This window comes from Hymenobacter rubripertinctus (assembly GCF_003583925.1).
Lineage (GTDB): Bacteria > Bacteroidota > Bacteroidia > Cytophagales > Hymenobacteraceae > Hymenobacter > Hymenobacter rubripertinctus.
This window is the reverse complement of record NZ_QYCN01000052.1, coordinates 1-18033: the sequence shown is the minus strand read 5'-3', so window position 1 is coordinate 18033 and position 18033 is coordinate 1. Positions and strand designations below refer to the sequence as shown.

At 60.3% G+C, this 18033-nt stretch carries 15 protein-coding genes; 10 read left to right on the top strand and 5 right to left on the bottom strand.

The genetic code is table 11. From position 1 onward, the window contains the following. Positions 1-239: 239 nt before the first annotated feature. From D0T11_RS20260 to hutU, 4 genes are all read right to left on the bottom strand, one after another. Positions 240-977: an NADPH-dependent F420 reductase gene (locus D0T11_RS20260; protein WP_119657633.1), complete on the bottom strand. Its 738-nt coding sequence runs from the start codon at positions 975-977 to the stop codon at positions 240-242. 174 nt (positions 978-1151) lie between these two features. After that, positions 1152-1925: an abortive infection family protein gene (locus D0T11_RS20255; RefSeq protein ID WP_119657632.1), complete on the bottom strand. Its 774-nt coding sequence runs from the start codon at positions 1923-1925 to the stop codon at positions 1152-1154. A gap of 154 nt (positions 1926-2079) precedes the next feature. Beyond that, complete coding sequence (locus tag D0T11_RS20250; RefSeq protein ID WP_119657631.1) at positions 2080-2394, bottom strand: type II toxin-antitoxin system VapC family toxin; 315 nt, start codon at positions 2392-2394, stop codon at positions 2080-2082. 296 nt (positions 2395-2690) lie between these two features. Continuing rightward, positions 2691-4454: a urocanate hydratase gene (hutU, locus tag D0T11_RS20245; protein ID WP_220473755.1), complete on the bottom strand. Its 1764-nt coding sequence runs from the start codon at positions 4452-4454 to the stop codon at positions 2691-2693. A 249-nt stretch (positions 4455-4703) separates the two neighbouring features. Here hutU and D0T11_RS22715 point away from each other — a divergent pair, with 249 nt between their 5' ends. Continuing rightward, positions 4704-4853, top strand: coding sequence for a hypothetical protein (locus tag D0T11_RS22715; RefSeq protein ID WP_182888518.1), 150 nt, complete (start codon positions 4704-4706; stop codon positions 4851-4853). A 109-nt stretch (positions 4854-4962) separates the two neighbouring features. On the opposite strand, the gene D0T11_RS20240 is transcribed toward D0T11_RS22715, so the two are convergent. Next, on the bottom strand, positions 4963-5745 hold the full coding sequence (locus D0T11_RS20240; RefSeq protein WP_119657630.1) for an XRE family transcriptional regulator: 783 nt from the start codon (positions 5743-5745) through the stop codon (positions 4963-4965). 174 nt (positions 5746-5919) lie between these two features. Between D0T11_RS20240 and D0T11_RS20235 the strand changes: the two genes are divergently transcribed. The 9 genes from D0T11_RS20235 (at position 5920) to D0T11_RS22245 (ending at position 17900) form a co-directional block, all read left to right on the top strand. Continuing rightward, on the top strand, positions 5920-6330 hold the full coding sequence (locus tag D0T11_RS20235; protein WP_119657629.1) for a YbjN domain-containing protein: 411 nt from the start codon (positions 5920-5922) through the stop codon (positions 6328-6330). A 50-nt stretch (positions 6331-6380) separates the two neighbouring features. After that, positions 6381-7082, top strand: a complete 702-nt coding sequence (locus D0T11_RS20230; RefSeq protein ID WP_119657628.1) for a PspA/IM30 family protein — start codon at positions 6381-6383, stop codon at positions 7080-7082. Between the two features lie 138 nt (positions 7083-7220). Then, positions 7221-7412, top strand: a complete 192-nt coding sequence (locus D0T11_RS20225) for a hypothetical protein (protein ID WP_119657627.1) — start codon at positions 7221-7223, stop codon at positions 7410-7412. Positions 7413-7463: 51 nt separating this feature from the next. After that, positions 7464-8132 (top strand): OB-fold-containig protein, encoded by a 669-nt coding sequence (locus D0T11_RS20220; RefSeq protein WP_119657626.1) that lies wholly within the window; start codon positions 7464-7466, stop codon positions 8130-8132. A 45-nt stretch (positions 8133-8177) separates the two neighbouring features. After that, positions 8178-8585, top strand: a complete 408-nt coding sequence (locus tag D0T11_RS20215; RefSeq protein WP_119657625.1) for a PH domain-containing protein — start codon at positions 8178-8180, stop codon at positions 8583-8585. A 263-nt stretch (positions 8586-8848) separates the two neighbouring features. Then, positions 8849-11071 carry a flotillin family protein gene (locus D0T11_RS20210; protein WP_245991072.1) on the top strand — a complete coding sequence of 741 codons (2223 nt, stop codon included), beginning with the start codon at positions 8849-8851 and terminating at the stop codon, positions 11069-11071. Positions 11072-11591: 520 nt separating this feature from the next. Next, positions 11592-12023, top strand: coding sequence for an endonuclease domain-containing protein (locus tag D0T11_RS20200; RefSeq protein ID WP_119657623.1), 432 nt, complete (start codon positions 11592-11594; stop codon positions 12021-12023). Positions 12024-12133: 110 nt separating this feature from the next. Continuing rightward, a complete protein-coding gene (locus D0T11_RS20195; protein WP_119657622.1) occupies positions 12134-17290 on the top strand; it encodes a DNA repair ATPase in 5157 nt (1718 codons plus the stop codon). Positions 17291-17348: 58 nt separating this feature from the next. Then, a complete protein-coding gene (locus D0T11_RS22245) occupies positions 17349-17900 on the top strand; it encodes a hypothetical protein (protein WP_147374757.1) in 552 nt (183 codons plus the stop codon). Positions 17901-18033: the final 133 nt, after the last annotated feature.

Below are 18033 nucleotides of genomic sequence, written 5' to 3'. Positions count from 1 at the left end.
TTTGAACATCTTTCGCAAGTTCAGCCTCTTTCTTCTCACGCATGAACCGAGTAAGATTAGTCTGAAAAGAAAGCGTAAAAAGGCCGCCAGAGACGACGGATTTATGCTGGAACTGCTCAAAAGTGCCTAATTTGGTGCGGTAGCCCTAGTGGCAGTAGCATCCTGCACGCCTGGCCCCCGACAAACAGGCCAGCTGGTCGCGGGCCAGGCAGTTTCGGTCAGCCGTTTCCGGCAACCCGCTACTCGGCCGCTGACGACTGCTGGAACTGCTTCCTCATTTCCTGCTCCTGTTGGGCGTGGTTGGCCAGGTATTCGGCGTGCTGGGCCGCCGTGCGCTCGGTGCCCAGGCTGGCCAGGTGCTCCCGCAGCTTATCGGCCGGCAGATCGGCCCCGTAGGAGGGGGTGCCGGGCTGCTGCCGCCACGACTGGTGCAGGGTGCCGTCGTCTACGGCGCTGAAGCCCAGCTCTTCCACCAGGGCCATTACCTGCTGCTTGGCGGCGGCCTCGTCGCCGGCTACGGGCAGGGCAATGCGGCCGGGCGTGCCGGCGGGCAGGCCCTTGTTCTGGAGGTGGTCGGCGTAGATGTTGTTGAACACCTTTACCACCGGGCGGCCCAGCTGCTGCTGCACCCATTCGCTTTCGGTCAGGTCGCCGGTTTCCAGCTCCGGCATCCGGCCGTCGCGCAGCAGCGGGTAATAGTTGCTGGTATCGATGACGGGCACCCCGGCGGCTACGTCCGCGAACAGATCCTTGGGCAGGTCGGGAATATTCTTGAGCGGGATGGTAACCACGATAATGTCGCGGCCGTGGCGGGCTGCTTCCCGGGCCGTCACGGGAGTAGCGCCAGTCTTTTTGGCCACGTCCGTCAGTGTTTCGGGGCCGCGGGAGTTGGCAATATGCACGCTATGGCCGAGGCCGACGAGCCGCACGGCGAGGGCGCTGCCGATGTGGCCGGCCCCAATGATTCCAATGTTCATAGTTGGGAAGGTTTAGGTTGACACGGCCGCTAGATGCTGCCGCAGGTGGTTAAACAGCTGGGGCGGGGGTTTTGCTTTTTTGGGCGGATTGTCTGGAACGAACAACGCCGCCGGAGCGGGGCTCGGGCGGCGCGGTAATGGTTCTCTGGCAGACCCTACGATAGTAAAGACGTGTTACTGTTTTTCTACATAATTTATGTACCCAATTATGCTTGATATATTATTAAATATCAGAATACTCTCATGAAAATTAAGAACGGGATTATCATGAGCATAACTAGCATTGTTTCTCACATGATTAAATTCGTCAATAATACTAATTTGCGATTTCATTATTTTTATTGACATCTTAGATTGAATAAATCCTGTTGCTTCAATGAATTTTACGTATTTACCGAATAGCCCATGCAAAGCATCATCCTTTTGATAATTCAAACCGTGCTTAGCACACAAGGATCGAAAGAATTTCATTAAGAAAGTATGTAATCTATCTAAAGCTGTTTCTGGCATTCCTTGTTCAATGGCTCTTCTGATCAATGTTGCCAGTCTATTAAAGTCTTCATCGTCATTATTGGCCTCTATCGCATCTAATTGCTCAACAAGGGAAGCACCTTGTAATCTATCTATAATCCTACTGGCCTCCTGAAGTGCGCTTTCCTCTATATCTTCAAACGAAGGATGAAGCTCACTTTTACGCACACGGATGTATCTGACGAGACCATCTAATAGTTTACTAACTTGATAATCATTCTCTACCGTCCAAAACTCCCGAATCTTCTTGGCCTTTGACCCACCACTCAAGCTATACTTCCCATCATGAATATCCACTTCATTAGTAGAAGCAATAAAGTGCTGCAAAGTATTATCGTTAAAATCTAATATATACCCACTACCCATTTTTAAAATCTTCTCCAATTTTGCTCTTTCAACCACATTCAAATTCGACATATTTTCATTTTTAAAGATGTTTTTTTATTGCTATTCACTATGCTTTTTACGCGTTCTTGGGCCAGCACGTAACCTGTATCGGCGTATCGATATTTAAAGCATCGGCAACTGCGCCGCGTCGTGCGGGTTCAGCACGAGCAGGCCCGCCACGGCGCTAAAGTTGCGGGTGAGCAGTGGCGGCAATGAGGGCATCGGGCAGTTTGATGCGGTGCTGCCGGCGCAGCCGAATGGTTTGCTGAATAACTGGTTCGTCTATTTGCAGCTGTTGAGTTGCGGCGATGAAATCTTCCAGCAATTGCAGGACCGAGGGAGCGCCGCGCCAGGAAAGCAGTTCCAGGCGCACTACAACGGATAGGGCAAGTTGCTGAGCATTCAGCTGCTGCTCCGGCCAGATGGTACTGCTGGCTGGCAGCGTCCCCGCCAGAAAATCAATCCCGACGTTGGTATCTACGGCGTATCTCGTTCCCATTCGCTTCGTACTTGCTCGGCGTGGGCGCGCAGGCTATCGGCATCGGCACCAGACAATGCGCCGGCCCATTTGCGCGGCGCGGGTTGCTCAGGTGGCGCAACAGGGCCTGCTGGTTCTGACACCACGCCAACCACGCGCCCATCTTTTTGCGCCCGGAGCCTTGCGATGGCAGCCTCATCTGCTACTTCTACTAATACCAAGGTCATAACTCGGGCTGTTTTCTGGAAGATACAACACAGGCAACAGTGGCGACGCCCGAAATATTCCTGGTTGCGCCGCCAGGTTGCCGTTGCCATTTACGCCTGCCCCGGAATCTGCACGCCCCGCTCCTCGGCCACGCGCTGGGCAATGTCGTAGCCCGCGTCGGCGTGGCGGAAGATGCCCATGCCGGGGTCGGTGGTAAGCACGCGCTTGAGCCGTTCGGCTTTTTCGGGGGTGCCGGTGGCTACTATCACCATGCCCGAGTGGGTGGAGTTGCCGATGCCCACGCCGCCGCCGTTATGCAGGCTCACCCAGTCGGCCCCGCTGGCGCAGTTGGCCAGGGCGTTGAGCAGGGGCCAGTCGGCCACGGCGTCGGAGCCGTCGAGCATACCTTCGGTTTCGCGGTTGGGCGAGGCCACGGAGCCGCAGTCGAGGTGGTCGCGGCCAATGACGATGGGGGCCGATACTTCGCCCCGGGCCACGAGGTCGTTGATGACCAGGCCGAACTTTTCCCGCTCGCCGTAGCCCAGCCAGCACACGCGGGCCGGCAGCCCGATGAACGGCACTTTGGCCTGGGCTTTTTCAATCCAGCGGGCCAGCATTTTGTCGTCGGGGAAGGTTTCGAGCAGGGCGCGGTCGATGCGCAGAATATCCTGGGGGTCGCCGCTGAGGGCGGCCCAGCGGAAGGGGCCTTTGCCCTCGCAGAACAGCGGCCGGATGTAGGCGGGCACGAAGCCGGGGTAGAGGAACTGGCCGTTGTCGTCGCGCACCTTGAGGCCACCTTTCTCGGCCTGGCCGCGCAGGTTGTTGCCGTAGTCGAGGGCCACGGCCCCGGCCGCTTGCAGGTCGATGATGGCCTGGCAGTGCTGCATGATGGACGCCAGGGCCTGCTTCCTGAATTCGGTGGGGTTGTCGGCGCGCAGGTGCAGCACGGCGGTGATGTCGCCTTCCGGCAGGTAGTCCATCAGGTCGTGGGCCGAGGTCTGGTCGGTCACGATGTCTACTTTATAGCCCCGCTTCAGCAGCTCGGGCAGCACCGTGGCGGCGTTGCCGGTCAGGCCGATGCTCCAGCCGGTGCGGGCCTGCCGGTACTGCTCGCACAGTTCCAGGGCGTGGGCCAGGTCGCGGGCCTGCTCGTCGAGGTAGCCTTCGCGCACCTTCTGCCGCACCCGCTCGTCGATGGGCTCGATGATCAGGCACACGCCGTCGTTCATGGTCACGGCCAGGGGCTGAGCCCCGCTCATGCCGCCCAGGCCGGCCGTTACGGTAACGGTGCCGGCCAGTGTGCCGCCGAAGTGGCGGTCGGCCACGGCGGCAAAGGTTTCGTAGGTGCCCTGCAAAATGCCCTGGGTGGCAATGTAGATCCAGGAGCCGGCCGTCATCTGCCCGTACATCATCAGGCCCAGCTTATCCAACTCGTCGAAGTGCTCCTGGGTGCTCCAGGCGGGCACCAGGTTGGAGTTGGCGATGAGCACCCGCGGGGCGTGGGGCCAGGTGCGCAGCACGCCCACGGCCTTGCCCGACTGCACGAGCATGGTTTCGTCGGGCTCCAGGTTCGTGAGGGTTTTCACAATCGTCTGGTACTCTTTCCAGTTGCGGGCGGCCCGGCCGGCCCCACCATACACAATCAGCTCGTCGTACACGAGGCTCACGGCCGGGTCGAGGTTGTTTTCCAGCATCCGCAGGGCCGCTTCGGCCTCCCAGGTTTTGCAGCGCAGGGTGGAGCCGTGCTGAGCCCGCACCGTTTGCTGGGGCTGGTACTCGTAGTGCATGGGCCGGCTGGCTGGCCCCCCGGTTTCGGTCGGTTGGCGGTTGGTTTCGGGGCGGAGTTCGGGGGTTTGGGGAGCGAAACGGGGCATGGGTGGGAGCTAAAAAAGGGAACCGGATAGGATACGGCAAGGTATTGATTTTACCCTGGCCTACCCCGCCGGCCGGGGTGGGTGGCCGGGGCCGGAAAACATTATTCCCGGCTATTTAACGCCTGGCGGCTCATTAGCCGTTGTTCATCTAATAATAACCTGCCGTCAACCGACCAGGCTTTACCTTTGCCGTATGTATCGGCGTTGCCCCCAGGTGGTGGGCGACTTATTGACCAGGCTTTCTTTTTTATGCAGCGTTTTTCTACTCTGTTCCGCTTTATCGCTCTGCTGTTGTTACTCGCGCTAGGTGCCGCCAACCGGCCCCGCCCCGTGCAGCAGTCTTCTCTCTCCGATGACGTTTCGGCCCTGCTCCGGACCGTTGCCATCTCGAAAGGCTAACGACGGATCTTCTTCCGGCAGTACCCAGCCAACGCGGAGCCCCGGCTCCGCGTTTTTTTTGTGGGCTGGGGGTCGTTGCGGCGGGGGAGCGAATGAGGGCCAGGCTTCTTTAGCCGTCGAGGCGGGCCAGCAGCTCTTCTACCTGCCGCTCCAGGCGGGTCACGCGGTCTTCCATGCGGGAGGGCGGGCGCAGGTGGGTGGTAAATACGGCCTTCACCTCCCAAACCTCCAGGGCCTGGTCGAAGGCAAATTCCTGGACTCCGTAATCGGGGTTATCGGCGCGCAGCTTGAGCAGGCCGGCGGGCAGGCGCTCGGAGAGGCGGCGCACCAGCAGGCTGTTCTGAGTCACGAAGGCATAGATGCGGCCGGGCCGTAGAGTGGCCGTGGCCTTATCCACGCGGCAGCCCAGCACTACGTCCTGGTGGCGCAGACCCTGCTGCTGGTGCTGCATCTCGGCCCCCACAATTTCAAAGGCCCGGGTGGCAGGCCCCAGCTGGTGGGGAAAGGTGAGCGAGGGCAGGGAATCGATGAAGCCGGTATCGTGGTGCTGCACGATGTATTCGAGCAGGCGGTCGGCGGGCACGAAGGGCGTAGTGTTGGCCAGGCGGTCGGCTTCGGCGGTGGGCGGCGAGGGCAGCGCGGCGGCCCCTTCCTGCCGAAAAATATCGAAGTGGTAGAGCTCGTTTACGGTCAGCTCTTTCGTTAGCAGCAAGTCTACGGACAAGCCAAAATGCTGAGCAATCTGGATCAGGGTTTCCATTTTAGGCTCCGAGCGGCCCTCTTCGTAGGCCCCCACGCTGGGCCGGGCAAGGCCAAATAACTCGGCAAAAGCGGCCTGACTGAGCTTTTTGACGGTTCTTATCTTACGAATGTTCTTTCCTACGTGCGACATACGGGCAAAATATTTTTCGCTCAAACCTTGAGCATGTCTCAAACTTTGAGTACACTTGCACTGTAAATCTACCACATTAGTTCCAGCCACCCGGCCACCGGTGCTCTTTTTTTGAGCACTTCCCTGCCTGCCGCTCCCCTTCCTTCCTTCGCTCCTCTACTATTTTCACCGCCGATGCCTCACTCCTACTTTACCACCATCCGCAACTATCTGCTGGAACTGGGCTACGAAATCCACCACGAGAACGGGGCCAGCAACCTGCTGGTGGTGAGCCGGCCCGAATTCGGCATCGACCACCTGGTGTTGGGCTGCGGCGAGCCCCTGCTGATTATGGAGCAGTACCTGCTGGAGCTGCCCGCCCCCAACTGCGACATCTACCAGCGCCTGCTCCAGAAAAACCGCGACATCATCCACGGAGCCTTCGTGCTCGACGAGTCGGGCCTCAAGGTGATTTACCGCGACACGCTGCAACTCGATTTCCTCGACCGCGCAGCCCTCGAAGCCGTGCTGAACTCCCTGGCCCTGGTGCTCAGCGAGTTTGGCGACGAGCTGATTGAGTTTTCTCACCTGGGTTCCGGCGACTAACGAAGCGCACCATACCAGGCATCCTAATCCCCCTACCAAATCCCAGTGCTATGAACTTTCTCAACCGCCTTTTCAAAATCGGGCAGGCCGAAGCCCATTCGGCCGTCAATCAGCTCGAAGACCCCATCAAGATGACCGAGCAGGGCCTGCGCGACTTGCGCACCGACCTCGACAAGGCCCTGCACGCGCTGGCCGAGGTGAAGGCGCTGGCCATCCGCAGCCGCAACGACGCCGAGCAGGACCGTAACCGCGCCCTCGACTACGAGAACAAGGCCGTGCTGCTGCTCCAGAAAGGCAGCCGCGAGGAGCTGGAGCCCACCGAGGCCGACCGCCTCGCCACCGAGGCCCTGACCAAGAAAACCCAGCACGAAACCCAGGCCACCCGCGCCGCCCAGGACCAGACCCAGTTCGAGGCCTCGGCCGCCGGCCTGCACCAGAACGTGCAGCAGCTCAAGCAAACCATTTCGCAGTGGGACAACGAGTTGCGCACCCTCAAAGCCCGCGTCACGGTGAGCACGGCCACCAAAACCATCAACCAGCAGCTGGCCCAACTCGATTCGTCGGGCACGGTGAGCTTGCTGGAGCGCATGAAGGAGAAGATTGCCACCGAGGAAGCCCTGGCCGAATCGTACGGCCAGCTAGCCAACGAAAGCAAGTCGGTGGACCAGGAAATTGACCAGGCCCTGGGCACCGACGGCAGCAGCCAGGCCTCGTCCGACCTGCTGGCCCTCAAGGCCAGGCTGGGGCTCTGAGGGGGGGTAAATCGTGAGGGGGCCTTCCTTCTTGGCAGCGCCCATTTCATCAATCCTGCATCCTACCCCTGTTCCATTGCTTGCACAGTAAGCTAACCAAGTTCTTTCCTGTTTTTTTCACCCCTATTCCCCATTCCTATGAAACGCTTCGACTATCCTATTTTCCTGCTGGCGGTCCTGTTGTTGCTCTCCGGCGTAGTGCTGCGCTCCGGGGTCGGGGCCGAGGCCCGCTGGTTGCCGGCCCTGCTGCTGTTCGGTTTCAATTTCCTGACCATTGGCCTGGTGCGCTACCGCCGCCGCCAGGACCACCCCGAATCGAACTGCTCCTGAACCGCGCTTCGTTCCTGATTCCTGTACCTTCCCGGCGCTAACTCTATCCCGATGAAAGAACTGCTCCACGCGGCCGTTGCGCCGGCCAACCTGCTGCCCACGGGCCTGCTGGTGCTGGTGCTGCTGTACTGGCTCACGGTGCTGCTGGGTGTGCTCGATTTTAAGTCGCTGGACCTGGATGTGAGCACCGACGCCGACGCGGATTTGGATGCCCACGCCGGGGCGCACGGCCACCCGGGCGAGGCGGGCACTACCTTTCTGAACGGGGTGCTGGGCTTCTTCAACCTGGGCCGCGTGCCGCTGATGGTGTTCGTGAGCTTCGTGGCCCTGCCCTGGTGGGTGGGCAGCATCTTGGCCAACTACTACCTGGGCAACGAGCGCCTGCTGCTTGGCGGAATTCTGCTCGTGCCGCTGCTGCTGGGCAGTTTGCTGGTAGCCAAGGTGCTCACCACGCCCTTCGTGCACCTGTTCGCGGCCCTGGAAAAGGACCACGAGGGCAGCAGCTCGCCGCTGGGCAAACTATGCACGCTGCTGCTGCCCGCCTCCCACGAGCAGCTCGGCCAGGCCAGCGTGCGACTACAAAAGGGCGCCCCGTTGATGCTCAACGTGCGGGCCGCTTCGGCCAGCGCCGAGCTGCGCAAGGGCGACACGGCCCTCATCATCGACTACGATACAACCCGCCGCTGCTACCTGATTGAGCCGTTTGAGCTGGGCGTCTGACCACCCCGGCGACTCCTTATTCCCTATCCCTTGCCCCATCCCGCTATGAAACAGGTTTTCCCGTCCGCAATCAGCTGGTGGCTGTTCGGGCCCATTATCGCTCTGTTGATTGGCAGTGGCATTTATGCGGCGGCGGAGCACTACCTGCTCAACGCGCTGGTGGTGCTGCCCGTGCTGGGGTTTATCTGCTGGCTGTTGTGCTCCACTTACTACGAAGTGCAGCCCGAGCAGCAAGTGCTGCGCGTGGTGTCGGGGCCGATGGTGTGGCGGGTGCCGGTGTCGGCCATCGTCTCTGTCCGGCCCAGTAATGATTTACTCAGTTCCCCGGCCCTCTCCCTCGACCGGCTTTGCATCAGCTACGGCAAGTACGATTCGGTGCTGATTTCGCCGGCCGACCGCGCCGGTTTCCTGGCGGCGCTGCTGCAACTAAACCCCGCCATCCGCCATGACTGAGTTGCTCCACTGGCTGCAAGACGCCCTGCGCTGGCTCGGCGACGCGCTGCTCGACGGCCTGCTGGCCGACTTCTTCAACTGGCTGGCCGACTGGCTGCTTAGCTAGAAACTGGAACTTCGCCCCGCCACTGCCTGAACGCCCCTCCCCTGGTTTCGCACAACGGCCCCGAACAACGGCGGGCGGAGGCAAGTCCCACCCCTACCTCTTCTCAACAACCTCTTCTCAACAACCTCTCCCTGAAACACCCCTACTCCCTACTTCCATGATTGAACAATTATCTCTGGTGGTACTCGTCATCATCGCCGTTTTTCTGCTGGGCTTTGTGGCCATTGTGGCCCGGATGTACAAAAAAGCCGTGCAGGGCGAGGCCCTGGTCCGCACCGGCATGGGCGACACGAAGGTGTCGTTCAGCGGCATCATCGTGGTGCCCGTGCTCCACAAGCTGGAGGTGATGGACATCAAGCTCAAAACCATCATCATTCAGCGCGCCGGCTCCGAGGGACTGGTGTGCAAAGACAACCTGCGGGCCGACGTGAAGGTGAACTTCTTCGTGCGGGTGAACAAGACGCCGCAGGACGTTATCAACGTGGCCCAGAGCATCGGCGCCCACCGCGCCTCCGATCCGGCGGCGCTGGAAAACCTGTTCGACGCCAAGTTCTCGGAGGCCCTGAAAACGGTGGGCAAGCACTTCGATTTCATTGAGCTCTACAACTCGCGCGAGCAGTTCAAGCAGCAAATCCTGGCCATCATCGGCACCGACCTCAACGGCTACGTGCTCGACGACTGCGCCATTGACTATCTGGAGCAAACCCCACTCACGGCCCTCAACCAGGACAATATCCTGGACGCCGAGGGCATTAAGAAGATTATTGCCCTGACTTCGGAGCAGAAAATCCAGGCCAACTCGATTGAGCGCGAGAAGCAGAAAACCATCAAGAAGCAGGACGTAGAGGCCCAGGAAACCATTCTGGAGCTGGATAAGCAGCTGATTGAGAACCAGGAAAAACAGAAGCGTGAGGTAGCCAACATCCGGGCCCGCGAAAACGCCGAGTCGGCCAAGGTGCAGCAGGAGGAAATGCTGAAATCGGAGAAGGCCCGTATTGCCACCGAGGAGGAAGTGGGCATTGCCCAACAGAACCGCGACCGGCAAATACTGGTGGCCGAGCGCAACAAGGAGCGCACCGACGCCGTGGAAACCGAGCGCGTGGCCCAGGCCAAGGCCCTCGAAGTAAACGAGCGGGAGCGGATTGTGGCCCTGGCCCAGATCGAGAAGGAGAAGGCCCTGGAGGAAGAAAAGAAGAACATCCAGACCATTATCCGCGAGCGGATTACGGTGGAGAAAGCCACGGTAATCGAGGAGGAAAAAATCAAGGACACCCGCGCCCAGGCTCTGGCCGAGCGCGACAAGCTGGTAGCCATCACGGCCGCCCGCCAGGAAACCGAAGCCGCCACGGTAGGCATGGTGGGCGCGGCCGATATGGAGCGCCAGGCCGCCGAGTTCCGCGCCAAGCAGGCCCTGATTGATGCCGAAGCTGAAAAGGCGTCGGCTGAATTTAAAGCCCAGGCCATCCGCATCCTGGCCGAAGCCGAAGCCAGTAAAGCGGCCGCCGTGGGCTTAGCCGAGGCTCAGGTGATGCAGGCCAAGGCCACCGCGCACCAGAAAGAGGGCGAGGCCGACGCGATGGTGATGCAGGCCAAGGCCGATGCCCGCCAGAAGCAGGGTGAGGTAGAAGCCAACGTGCTCCAACTCACGGCTGCCGCCGAAGCCCAGGGCATCCAGGTGAAAGCCGGGGCCCAGGCCGAAGCCGACGAGAAAATCGGCATGGTAGCTGCCCGGGTGAACCGCGAAAAAGGCATTGCCGACGCCGATATCATCCAGGCCCGCGCCGACGCCGACCAGAAAAAAGGGCTGGCCGAAGCCGCCGTGTCGGAGCAGAAGTACGCCGTGGAAGCCCGGGGCATCGAGGCCAAGGCCGACGCCATGCGCAAGCTCGACGGCGTGGGCAAGGACCACGAGGAATTCAAGCTGCGCCTCGACAAGGACAAGTCCATCGAACTGGCCCAGATTGCCATTCAAAAGGACATTGCCTTTGCCCAGGCCGAGGTAATTGGCGAGGCCCTCAAAGCCGCTAAAATCGACATTGTGGGCGGCGAAACCATGTTCTTCGACCAGATCATCGGCTCCATCACGAAGGGCAAGATGGTCGACCGGACCGTGCACAACTCCGAAGTCCTCAGTACCGTGCAAAACACCTTCTTCGGCGAGGACGGCAACGGCGGCGGCGACTTCAAAGCTAACCTGCGCCGCTTCATCGACCAGTTCGGCCTCAGCACCGACGACATGAAGAACCTGAGCGTTTCGGCCCTGCTGCTCAAGCTCATGAGTCAGGCTAATGATGACGCGACGCGGAGCACCATTAAGCAGTTGACGGGCACGGCCAAGGCGCTGGGAATGGGGGATGTGATGGTGCGGGGGTTGATGTAAGATAATAGGTGGTGCGCCTAACGTGCGCCTCACCCCCTAGCCCCCTCTCCGAAAAAGGAGAGGGGGAACTAGGTTCTAGTTTTTTAGAGCTAGTGCTAGAAACTAGCTCCCCTCCTCAGATGAGGAAGGGTTGGGGGTGGTTGACAATCGTTGAAGAATGTAATTTTTACCACAAAGCAACTTGACATGAAAACCTTCTTAAAATATTTACTCCATCTACGGACGGAGCGATTAGAAATAGTATTGTTGCAATTAGTGAGCCTCCTAAGCAATTTAGGGTTTACACTTTTTGCTTTGGAGCAGGTAATAGCTATTCCACCACAAAATTGGATATTCAGATTAGCTGCAACAATTACCTTCCTTCTTGCCAGCTACTTATACGATAAGTACACTAACGAAATAGCACTGTATTTCTTTCGCCGCGCCGGGATGCACTGCTAATTTATCGTTCTATCATCTTCAACCACCCCTAGCCCCTCCTCATCTGAGGAGGGGAATCAGTTTCTAGCTTTCTTATCCTATGGATGATAAAGCCCCGACCAACCACGTTCACAACTTGGGCTACCAGAAGGCCAACCGCCGAGCGTTACGAAGCGCCCTTACTCCGGCCGAAGCGCTGTTGTGGAAAGCGCTGCAACGTAGTCAGCTGGCCGGCCGGAAGTTTCGGCGTCAGCACAGCATTGGGCCGTACATCGTGGACTTCTACTGTGCGGCGGAGCGGCTGGTGGTTGAGTTGGACGGCGCGCGGCATTTTACGGCCAGCGGCGAAAGCCAGGATGCGGAGCGGGATGCTTATCTGACTTCGCTGGATTTTCGGGTTCTAAGATTTGAGAATAAGCTGGTAATGAATCACCTGGAAAGCGTGCTGGCGGGTATTGAAGCAGCGTTTCAACGGGTCGTTCTGCCAGCATCAACCACCCCTAGCCCCTCCTCATCTGAGGAGGGGAACTAGTTTTTAGATTCTAATTTCTAATTGTCACCGGCTGGTTTCCAAGGTTAAAATACCAGAAACTAGTCCCCCCTCTCCTTTTCGGAGAGGGGGCCAGGGGGTGAGGCGCACTTATGGAACAACTCGAAACCGGCACCTACGAAATCCTGCGCAACCGCCTGCAAGCCAGCGGCACCGAGCTGCGCCAGCGCCTGAACGTGCTCAATACCGAGCGCAAGCAGGTGTTTGGGGCCGTTGATACGCGGCTGCTCGGCACTGGGCGCATTACCACCGAGTACAACTGCGTGGCCTGGGACCTGGTGCCGGTAGGCGGGCGGTTCATTTTCGGCTACAACGTGGTGCTGGGCCTCAAGGCCGAGCCCGACTTGGCCGACGTGTTTGGCGTGTACGAGTACCACGACCAGGAATTCCGGCCGCTGGGGCTGGAACTGCTGGCCGACGCCAAGTTTGAGGAGGAGTTCCGCAACCTGTACCGCTACTACAAGAACACCCAGTTCGTGAAGTTCGCCGTGCTCGGGCCGCACCTGTTCATGGTGTTCCGCATCGGCAAGGGGGCTTCGGATGTGAAGACGTTCAAGTGGCTCATGCGCGGCGACACGCTCACCTACCTCGACAACCGCTCCGACCACGAGTACGGGTTTCCGCCCCAGCACGAATTTGCCTGGCAGCGGGTCACCCGCGACATGCAGCGCGGCGGCAAGCACCCGCACATCAGCATCGAGGATAAGGTGTTCGTGGAAACCACCGGCGGCGACCTCACCATCAAGGTGGAAAACAACACGGCCACCGGCCGCGGGATTTTGAGTGAGCCGGTGGATGACAAGGACCAGACCCTCGACGACTCGGAGATTTACTACGCGGTGGTGGGCAACCTGGTGCTGCTCAAAATCCGGCCCTACCAGGAGCAGACGTACCGCTACTTCATCTTCAACTACAAGCTCAAAAAAGCCCAGCGCCTCAATGCGCTGGCCGACGCCTGCGTACTGTTGCCCGACGGCCAGGGCCTGATTTTCCCGCACGGCTTCTACCTGCAAACCGGCGACAACAAGCTGTTTGACAACGGCCTGCGCGACATGCTGTTTGAGAAGCGCCTGGCCTCGCCCAACGGTGAGGACTTCCTGTACGTGTTCTATAACAAGGACTCGGGTTTGTACCTGTTGCTGAGCTACAACCGCATTGCCCAGCGCGTGGACAACCCCATCGTGTGCCACGGCTACGCGGTGTTTGAGAACGGGGAACTGTGCTACTTCCGCACCGACGAGGAGCCCAAGAAGCACCACGCCGTACAAATCTGGCAGACGCCCTTTACCGGGCCGGATTTCGAACTGCCGGTTACCTCGGACTCCTACCTCTATAAGCTCGGCAACAAGGAAATTGTGCGGGCCATGAGCGAGGTGCAGGAAGTCCTCATGCTCACGGGCAAGGAAGATTCCTACGCCGGCCTCTACGTCGACCTCATCCGCCAGACCACGGCCCTCACCGATGCCTACCACTGGCTGCGCGAGCCCGCCGCCCAGGACCTGGCCGCCCCGCTCGACGACATTCGCCAGGCCGCCACGGCGGCAGTGGAGGAGTTCGAGAAGGTGCGCGGCATCCGCAAAAGCACGGCCCAGCAAACCCAGGACGTGTTCCAGCAGGCCACCGAACTAACTGACCATATCCGCCGCACTGCCCCCGACGACGTAACCGGCTTCGTGCAGCTGCTGGGCGAATTGCGGGCCGTACGCGGGGCCGTGGTGGGCCTCAAGGAGCTGCGCTACGTGGCCCTGCCGGCCGTGGAAGAACAGGCCACTGCCCTCGAAACGCTGACTCAGGAAGTGGCCGGGCAGACGGTGGAATTCCTGCTCCGCGACGATGCGCTGGCTCCCTACGAGCAGCGCGTGCAAACCATATCCGACGGCGTAGCGCTGGTGGCCAAGACGGTGGAGGCCGACGAGCGGGAGCGGGAAACCACCGCCCTGGCCCGGGAATTGGAGCTGCTGATTGACGTGGTGAGCAACCTGCCCATCCCCGACCCCACCCAGACGACAGCCATCATCGATCGGATTTCGACGGTGTACGCCCGCTTCAACCAGATTCGGGCGGCGCTGAAGCGGCGGCGGCAGGCGCTGGCCGGCACCGAGGCCCAGGCCGAATTCACGGCCCAACTCAAGCTGCTGGAGCAGGCCCTCACCAACTACCTCGACCTGGCCGACACGCCCGCCAAGTGCGACGAGTACCTGACCAAGCTCATGGTGCAGCTCGAAGAGCTGGAAGGCCGCTTCCCCGATTTCGACCAGTTTCTCGACCAGCTCACCACCCGCCGCGAGCAGGTAGTAGAAGCCTTCGAAGCCAGGAAAGCGGCCCTGGTGGCCGCCCGCAACCAGCGCGCTACATCGTTACTGCAAAGCGCTGAGCGGCTGCTGAAAGCCGTGCAAACCCGCCTGGCCCGCCTCGAATCGGTGGCCGACATCGGGGGCTATTTCGCGGCTGATTTGATGGTGGAGAAGGTGCGCCAGACGGCCCGTGAATTACTCGAATTGGGCGACCCGGTGAAGGCCGACGACGTGCAGAGCCGCCTGAAAACCCTGCGCGAAAACGCCGTGCGCCAACTCCGCGACCGGGCCGACCTGTACGCCGACGGCGGCCAGACCATTAAATTCGGCCCCTACGCCTTCACCGTGAACACCCAGCCGCTGGAACTGACGGTGGTGCAGCGCGACCACGCGCTGTTCTACCACCTCACCGGCACCAACTTCTTCCAGCCCATCGAAGACGAAGCCCTGCTGGCCGCCCGCCCGGTGTGGGACCAGACCGTGGTATCGGAAAGCCCCGACGTGTACCGGGCCGAGTTTCTGGCCTGGCGCATCCTGCAAGCGGCCCACCACCCCACGCCCGCCAAACCCGAAGCCGGCCGCACCGCCGTGCTATCGGTGCCCGAGCTGGCCCACTTGAGCGAGGCCGAACTGCTGGCCTACGTGCAGCAGTTTATGGCCCCGCGCTACGCCGAGGGCTACCTCAAAGGCGTGCACGACCACGACGCGGCCCGGCTGCTGACGGCCCTGGTGCGCCTCACCCGCACCGCCGACCTGCTCCGCTACCCCGCCGACACCCGCACCGCCGCCGCCCTGTTCTGGCTTCGTTTCGCCGACCCCACCCAGCGCGCCCACTGGCAGCGCCAGCTCCAGGGCATCAGCACCCTACTCCAGGTCTTCCCCGACTCCCGTCAGTTCGACGCCCTGCAAGCCGAGCTGCAAACCGCCGTGGAGCAGTTCGCCCACAAAACCGCCCTCTTCACCCCCGACCAAGTGCAGGAAGCCGGCGAGTTCCTGTTCCATTCGCTCCTCAAAAGCGACCTGCAGCAAGGCTTGTCTGATATTCCCGAGCCAGTCAAAATCAAGAAGAAAGACGCCAAAAACCACCCCACCACGAACAACGAAAAACAAACAACTAACAACTCCTTCCCCATTTCCCAGGAGGCGGCCGACCTGTACCGGCAGTTCCGGCAGCAGCTCCAGGAGCGGCGTGCTACTGAGCTGTTCGGACAGTCGGTGGCGGCGCTGGCGGGGCAGCCGGTGGCCCAGTTTGAACTGGTGCGGCAGTGGGTGGCTAGTTGCCTCACCCCCCGCCCCCCTCTCCTTCAGAGAGAGGGGGCCACAGCGGCGCGCGAGGTTGTTTTGACTACGGAGTTAAGCCAACGTGCTTCGGGAGCAGACGTGAACGAACTGCAATCTTCAACGATGGAACCACAATCGTCAGGCTCCCCCTCTCTGAAGGAGAGGGGGCCGGGGGGTGAGGCAACAGAGGTGGCCCTGCTCCTGCTCACCGACTCCTTCGACGCCGCCCGCATCGTGCCCACGCCCACCCGCGAAACCCTCACCGGCTTCCAGGGCTCCCATCCGCGCCTGGAAGCGAACAACGAAAAACAAACAACGAGCAACGAATACCACCTCGATTTTCCCGCCTTCCGCCGCCGACTGCTGCGCTACGACCAGCACCTAGTGCCGCAATTCGAGGCGTTTCAGGCGCTGAAGAAGCAGCGGGTGGCCGAAGCTACGGCGGCCTTGCGGCTGGAGAGCTTCCGGCCCCGGGTGCTTACCTCGTTCGTGCGCAACCAGCTCATCGACCAGGTGTATCTGCCCCTGATTGGGGCCAACCTGGCCAAGCAGATGGGCACCGCCGGCGAGGGCAAGCGCACCGACCTGATGGGCCTGCTGCTGCTGATTTCGCCCCCCGGCTACGGCAAAACCACCCTCATGGAGTACGTGGCCAACCGGCTGGGACTCATCTTCATGAAAATCAACGGCCCGGCCATCGGCCACGCGGTAACCAGCCTCGACCCGGCCCAGGCCCCCAACGCCGGGGCGCGGCAGGAGCTGGAAAAGCTCAACCTATCCTTCGAGATGGGCGACAACGTGATGATTTACGTGGATGACATCCAGCACTGCCACCCCGAGTTTTTGCAGAAGTTTATCTCGCTCTGCGACGCCCAGCGCCAGATTGAGGGCGTGTACCGGGGCCGGCCCCGCACCTACGACTTCCGGGGCCGCAAGGTGGCCGTGGTGATGGCCGGCAACCCCTACACCGAAAGCGGCGACGTGTTCCAGCTGCCTGACATGCTGGCCAACCGCGCCGACATCTACAACCTCGGCGACATCCTGACGGCCGGCTCCGAGGCCGCCTTCCGCCTCTCCTACCTCGAAAACGCCCTCACCAGCCACCCCACCCTGGCCCGCCTGGCCACCCAAAGCCCCCAGGACGTGCCCGCGCTCCTGCGCCTGGCCGAAACCGGCTCGGCCGAAGGCCTCACCTTCGAGGGCAACCACTCGCCCGAGGAGCTAAACGAGTACGTGGCCGTGCTGCGTCAGCTGCTGCGCCTGCGCGACGTGGTAGCCAAGGTGAACGCCGCCTACATCGCCAGCGCCGCCCAGGCCGACGCCTACCGCACCGAGCCGCCGTTCAAGCTCCAGGGCTCGTACCGCAACATGAACAAGCTAACCGAAAAGGTGCGCCCGGTGATGAACGACCAGGAGGTAACCGACCTGCTGGCCGCCCACTACGCCAGCGAGGCCCAGACCCTGACCAGCGCCACCGAGGCCAACCTGCTCAAGCTCCGCGAGCTGCTCGGCTGGCTCACCCCCCCCGAAGCCGCCCGCTGGGAGGAAATCAAAACCACCTACCGCGCCAACCTCCGCAACTCCGGCGCCGGCCAGCTCCTGCAACTCCTGGAGAAGCTGGAGGGCATTACGGGCGGGTTGAGCGGGATTCGGGAGGCGTTGAAGAACAGTTGATGTGGTATGGACAACTGCTTACCTTACATCAGCTTATTACTATTTTCTCCCTTAATTGATGAGCTTTTACGACAGACAATATCAGCTTCATGTCATCCTTGGTAGTCCCGAAGCACCTGTTCTCTGGAAGCCAAATAGATGGCGTAATGTGGAAAGAGAACTGCAAAGAGTCACCAAAGTGGCTGGTGTACCGGCGTTGCTGAACGTGCTTCAGTTCGGGGTCGATGGGCAAGATTTAAAATTTGGTCGTTTAGGTTTATCCACTAAATCGACAGCTCGATGGCTGCATGACTATGCGGCGGCACCCGGCAGAAAGAATTGGCAATTTCATTCTATGGATTTGTGGGCACCGGGTCGGACTATTTGCAGCAAGCAAAAAATGCCGCCTGATATTTATCTGGGCATTATCAACAAAGCCTACTACCATTCGCCTGCAACACTCACCTTTAACCCTTACATAGTTGTGGCCGGTGCCCTTGATAAGGGGACAGAGTTCGACTTGGCTATTAATCAGTTAGTGGCCGTGATTACCCAGCAGACTCATGCTGTTTTCACTCATGAAAAGTTACTTCCTTGGGGTATAGCCTCTGATGTCAGGGCAAACGCATGAAGCCTACGTGAGGATTTGTTTGAGGTAGTGAATGTCGTAGGCCGCTTTCACGCGCCGTTTAGCCAGACTTAAGCCGTCGCGTTGTTGGGTGAGCACTTGCAGGGTGAGCTTGCGTAAGGTGGCCAGGTTTTCC

What these genes read in the sequence shown, in the direction of transcription:
- D0T11_RS20225 (WP_119657627.1), top strand. Translation starts at nt 7,221, where the DNA reads ATGAAACGCTTCGACTATCCTATTTTCCTGCTGGCGGTCCTGTTGTTG.
- D0T11_RS20235 (WP_119657629.1), top strand. Translation starts at nt 5,920, where the DNA reads ATGCCTCACTCCTACTTTACCACCATCCGCAACTATCTGCTGGAACTG.
- D0T11_RS20215 (WP_119657625.1), top strand. Translation starts at nt 8,178, where the DNA reads ATGAAACAGGTTTTCCCGTCCGCAATCAGCTGGTGGCTGTTCGGGCCC.
- D0T11_RS20250 (WP_119657631.1), bottom strand. Translation starts at nt 2,394, where the DNA reads ATGGGAACGAGATACGCCGTAGATACCAACGTCGGGATTGATTTTCTG.
- D0T11_RS22245 (WP_147374757.1), top strand. Translation starts at nt 17,349, where the DNA reads ATGAGCTTTTACGACAGACAATATCAGCTTCATGTCATCCTTGGTAGT.
- D0T11_RS20260 (WP_119657633.1), bottom strand. Translation starts at nt 977, where the DNA reads ATGAACATTGGAATCATTGGGGCCGGCCACATCGGCAGCGCCCTCGCC.
- D0T11_RS20220 (WP_119657626.1), top strand. Translation starts at nt 7,464, where the DNA reads ATGAAAGAACTGCTCCACGCGGCCGTTGCGCCGGCCAACCTGCTGCCC.
- D0T11_RS20200 (WP_119657623.1), top strand. Translation starts at nt 11,592, where the DNA reads ATGGATGATAAAGCCCCGACCAACCACGTTCACAACTTGGGCTACCAG.
- D0T11_RS20195 (WP_119657622.1), top strand. Translation starts at nt 12,134, where the DNA reads ATGGAACAACTCGAAACCGGCACCTACGAAATCCTGCGCAACCGCCTG.
- D0T11_RS20255 (WP_119657632.1), bottom strand. Translation starts at nt 1,925, where the DNA reads ATGTCGAATTTGAATGTGGTTGAAAGAGCAAAATTGGAGAAGATTTTA.
- D0T11_RS20240 (WP_119657630.1), bottom strand. Translation starts at nt 5,745, where the DNA reads ATGTCGCACGTAGGAAAGAACATTCGTAAGATAAGAACCGTCAAAAAG.
- D0T11_RS22715 (WP_182888518.1), top strand. Translation starts at nt 4,704, where the DNA reads ATGCAGCGTTTTTCTACTCTGTTCCGCTTTATCGCTCTGCTGTTGTTA.
- D0T11_RS20210 (WP_245991072.1), top strand. Translation starts at nt 8,849, where the DNA reads ATGATTGAACAATTATCTCTGGTGGTACTCGTCATCATCGCCGTTTTT.
- hutU (WP_220473755.1), bottom strand. Translation starts at nt 4,454, where the DNA reads ATGCCCCGTTTCGCTCCCCAAACCCCCGAACTCCGCCCCGAAACCAAC.
- D0T11_RS20230 (WP_119657628.1), top strand. Translation starts at nt 6,381, where the DNA reads ATGAACTTTCTCAACCGCCTTTTCAAAATCGGGCAGGCCGAAGCCCAT.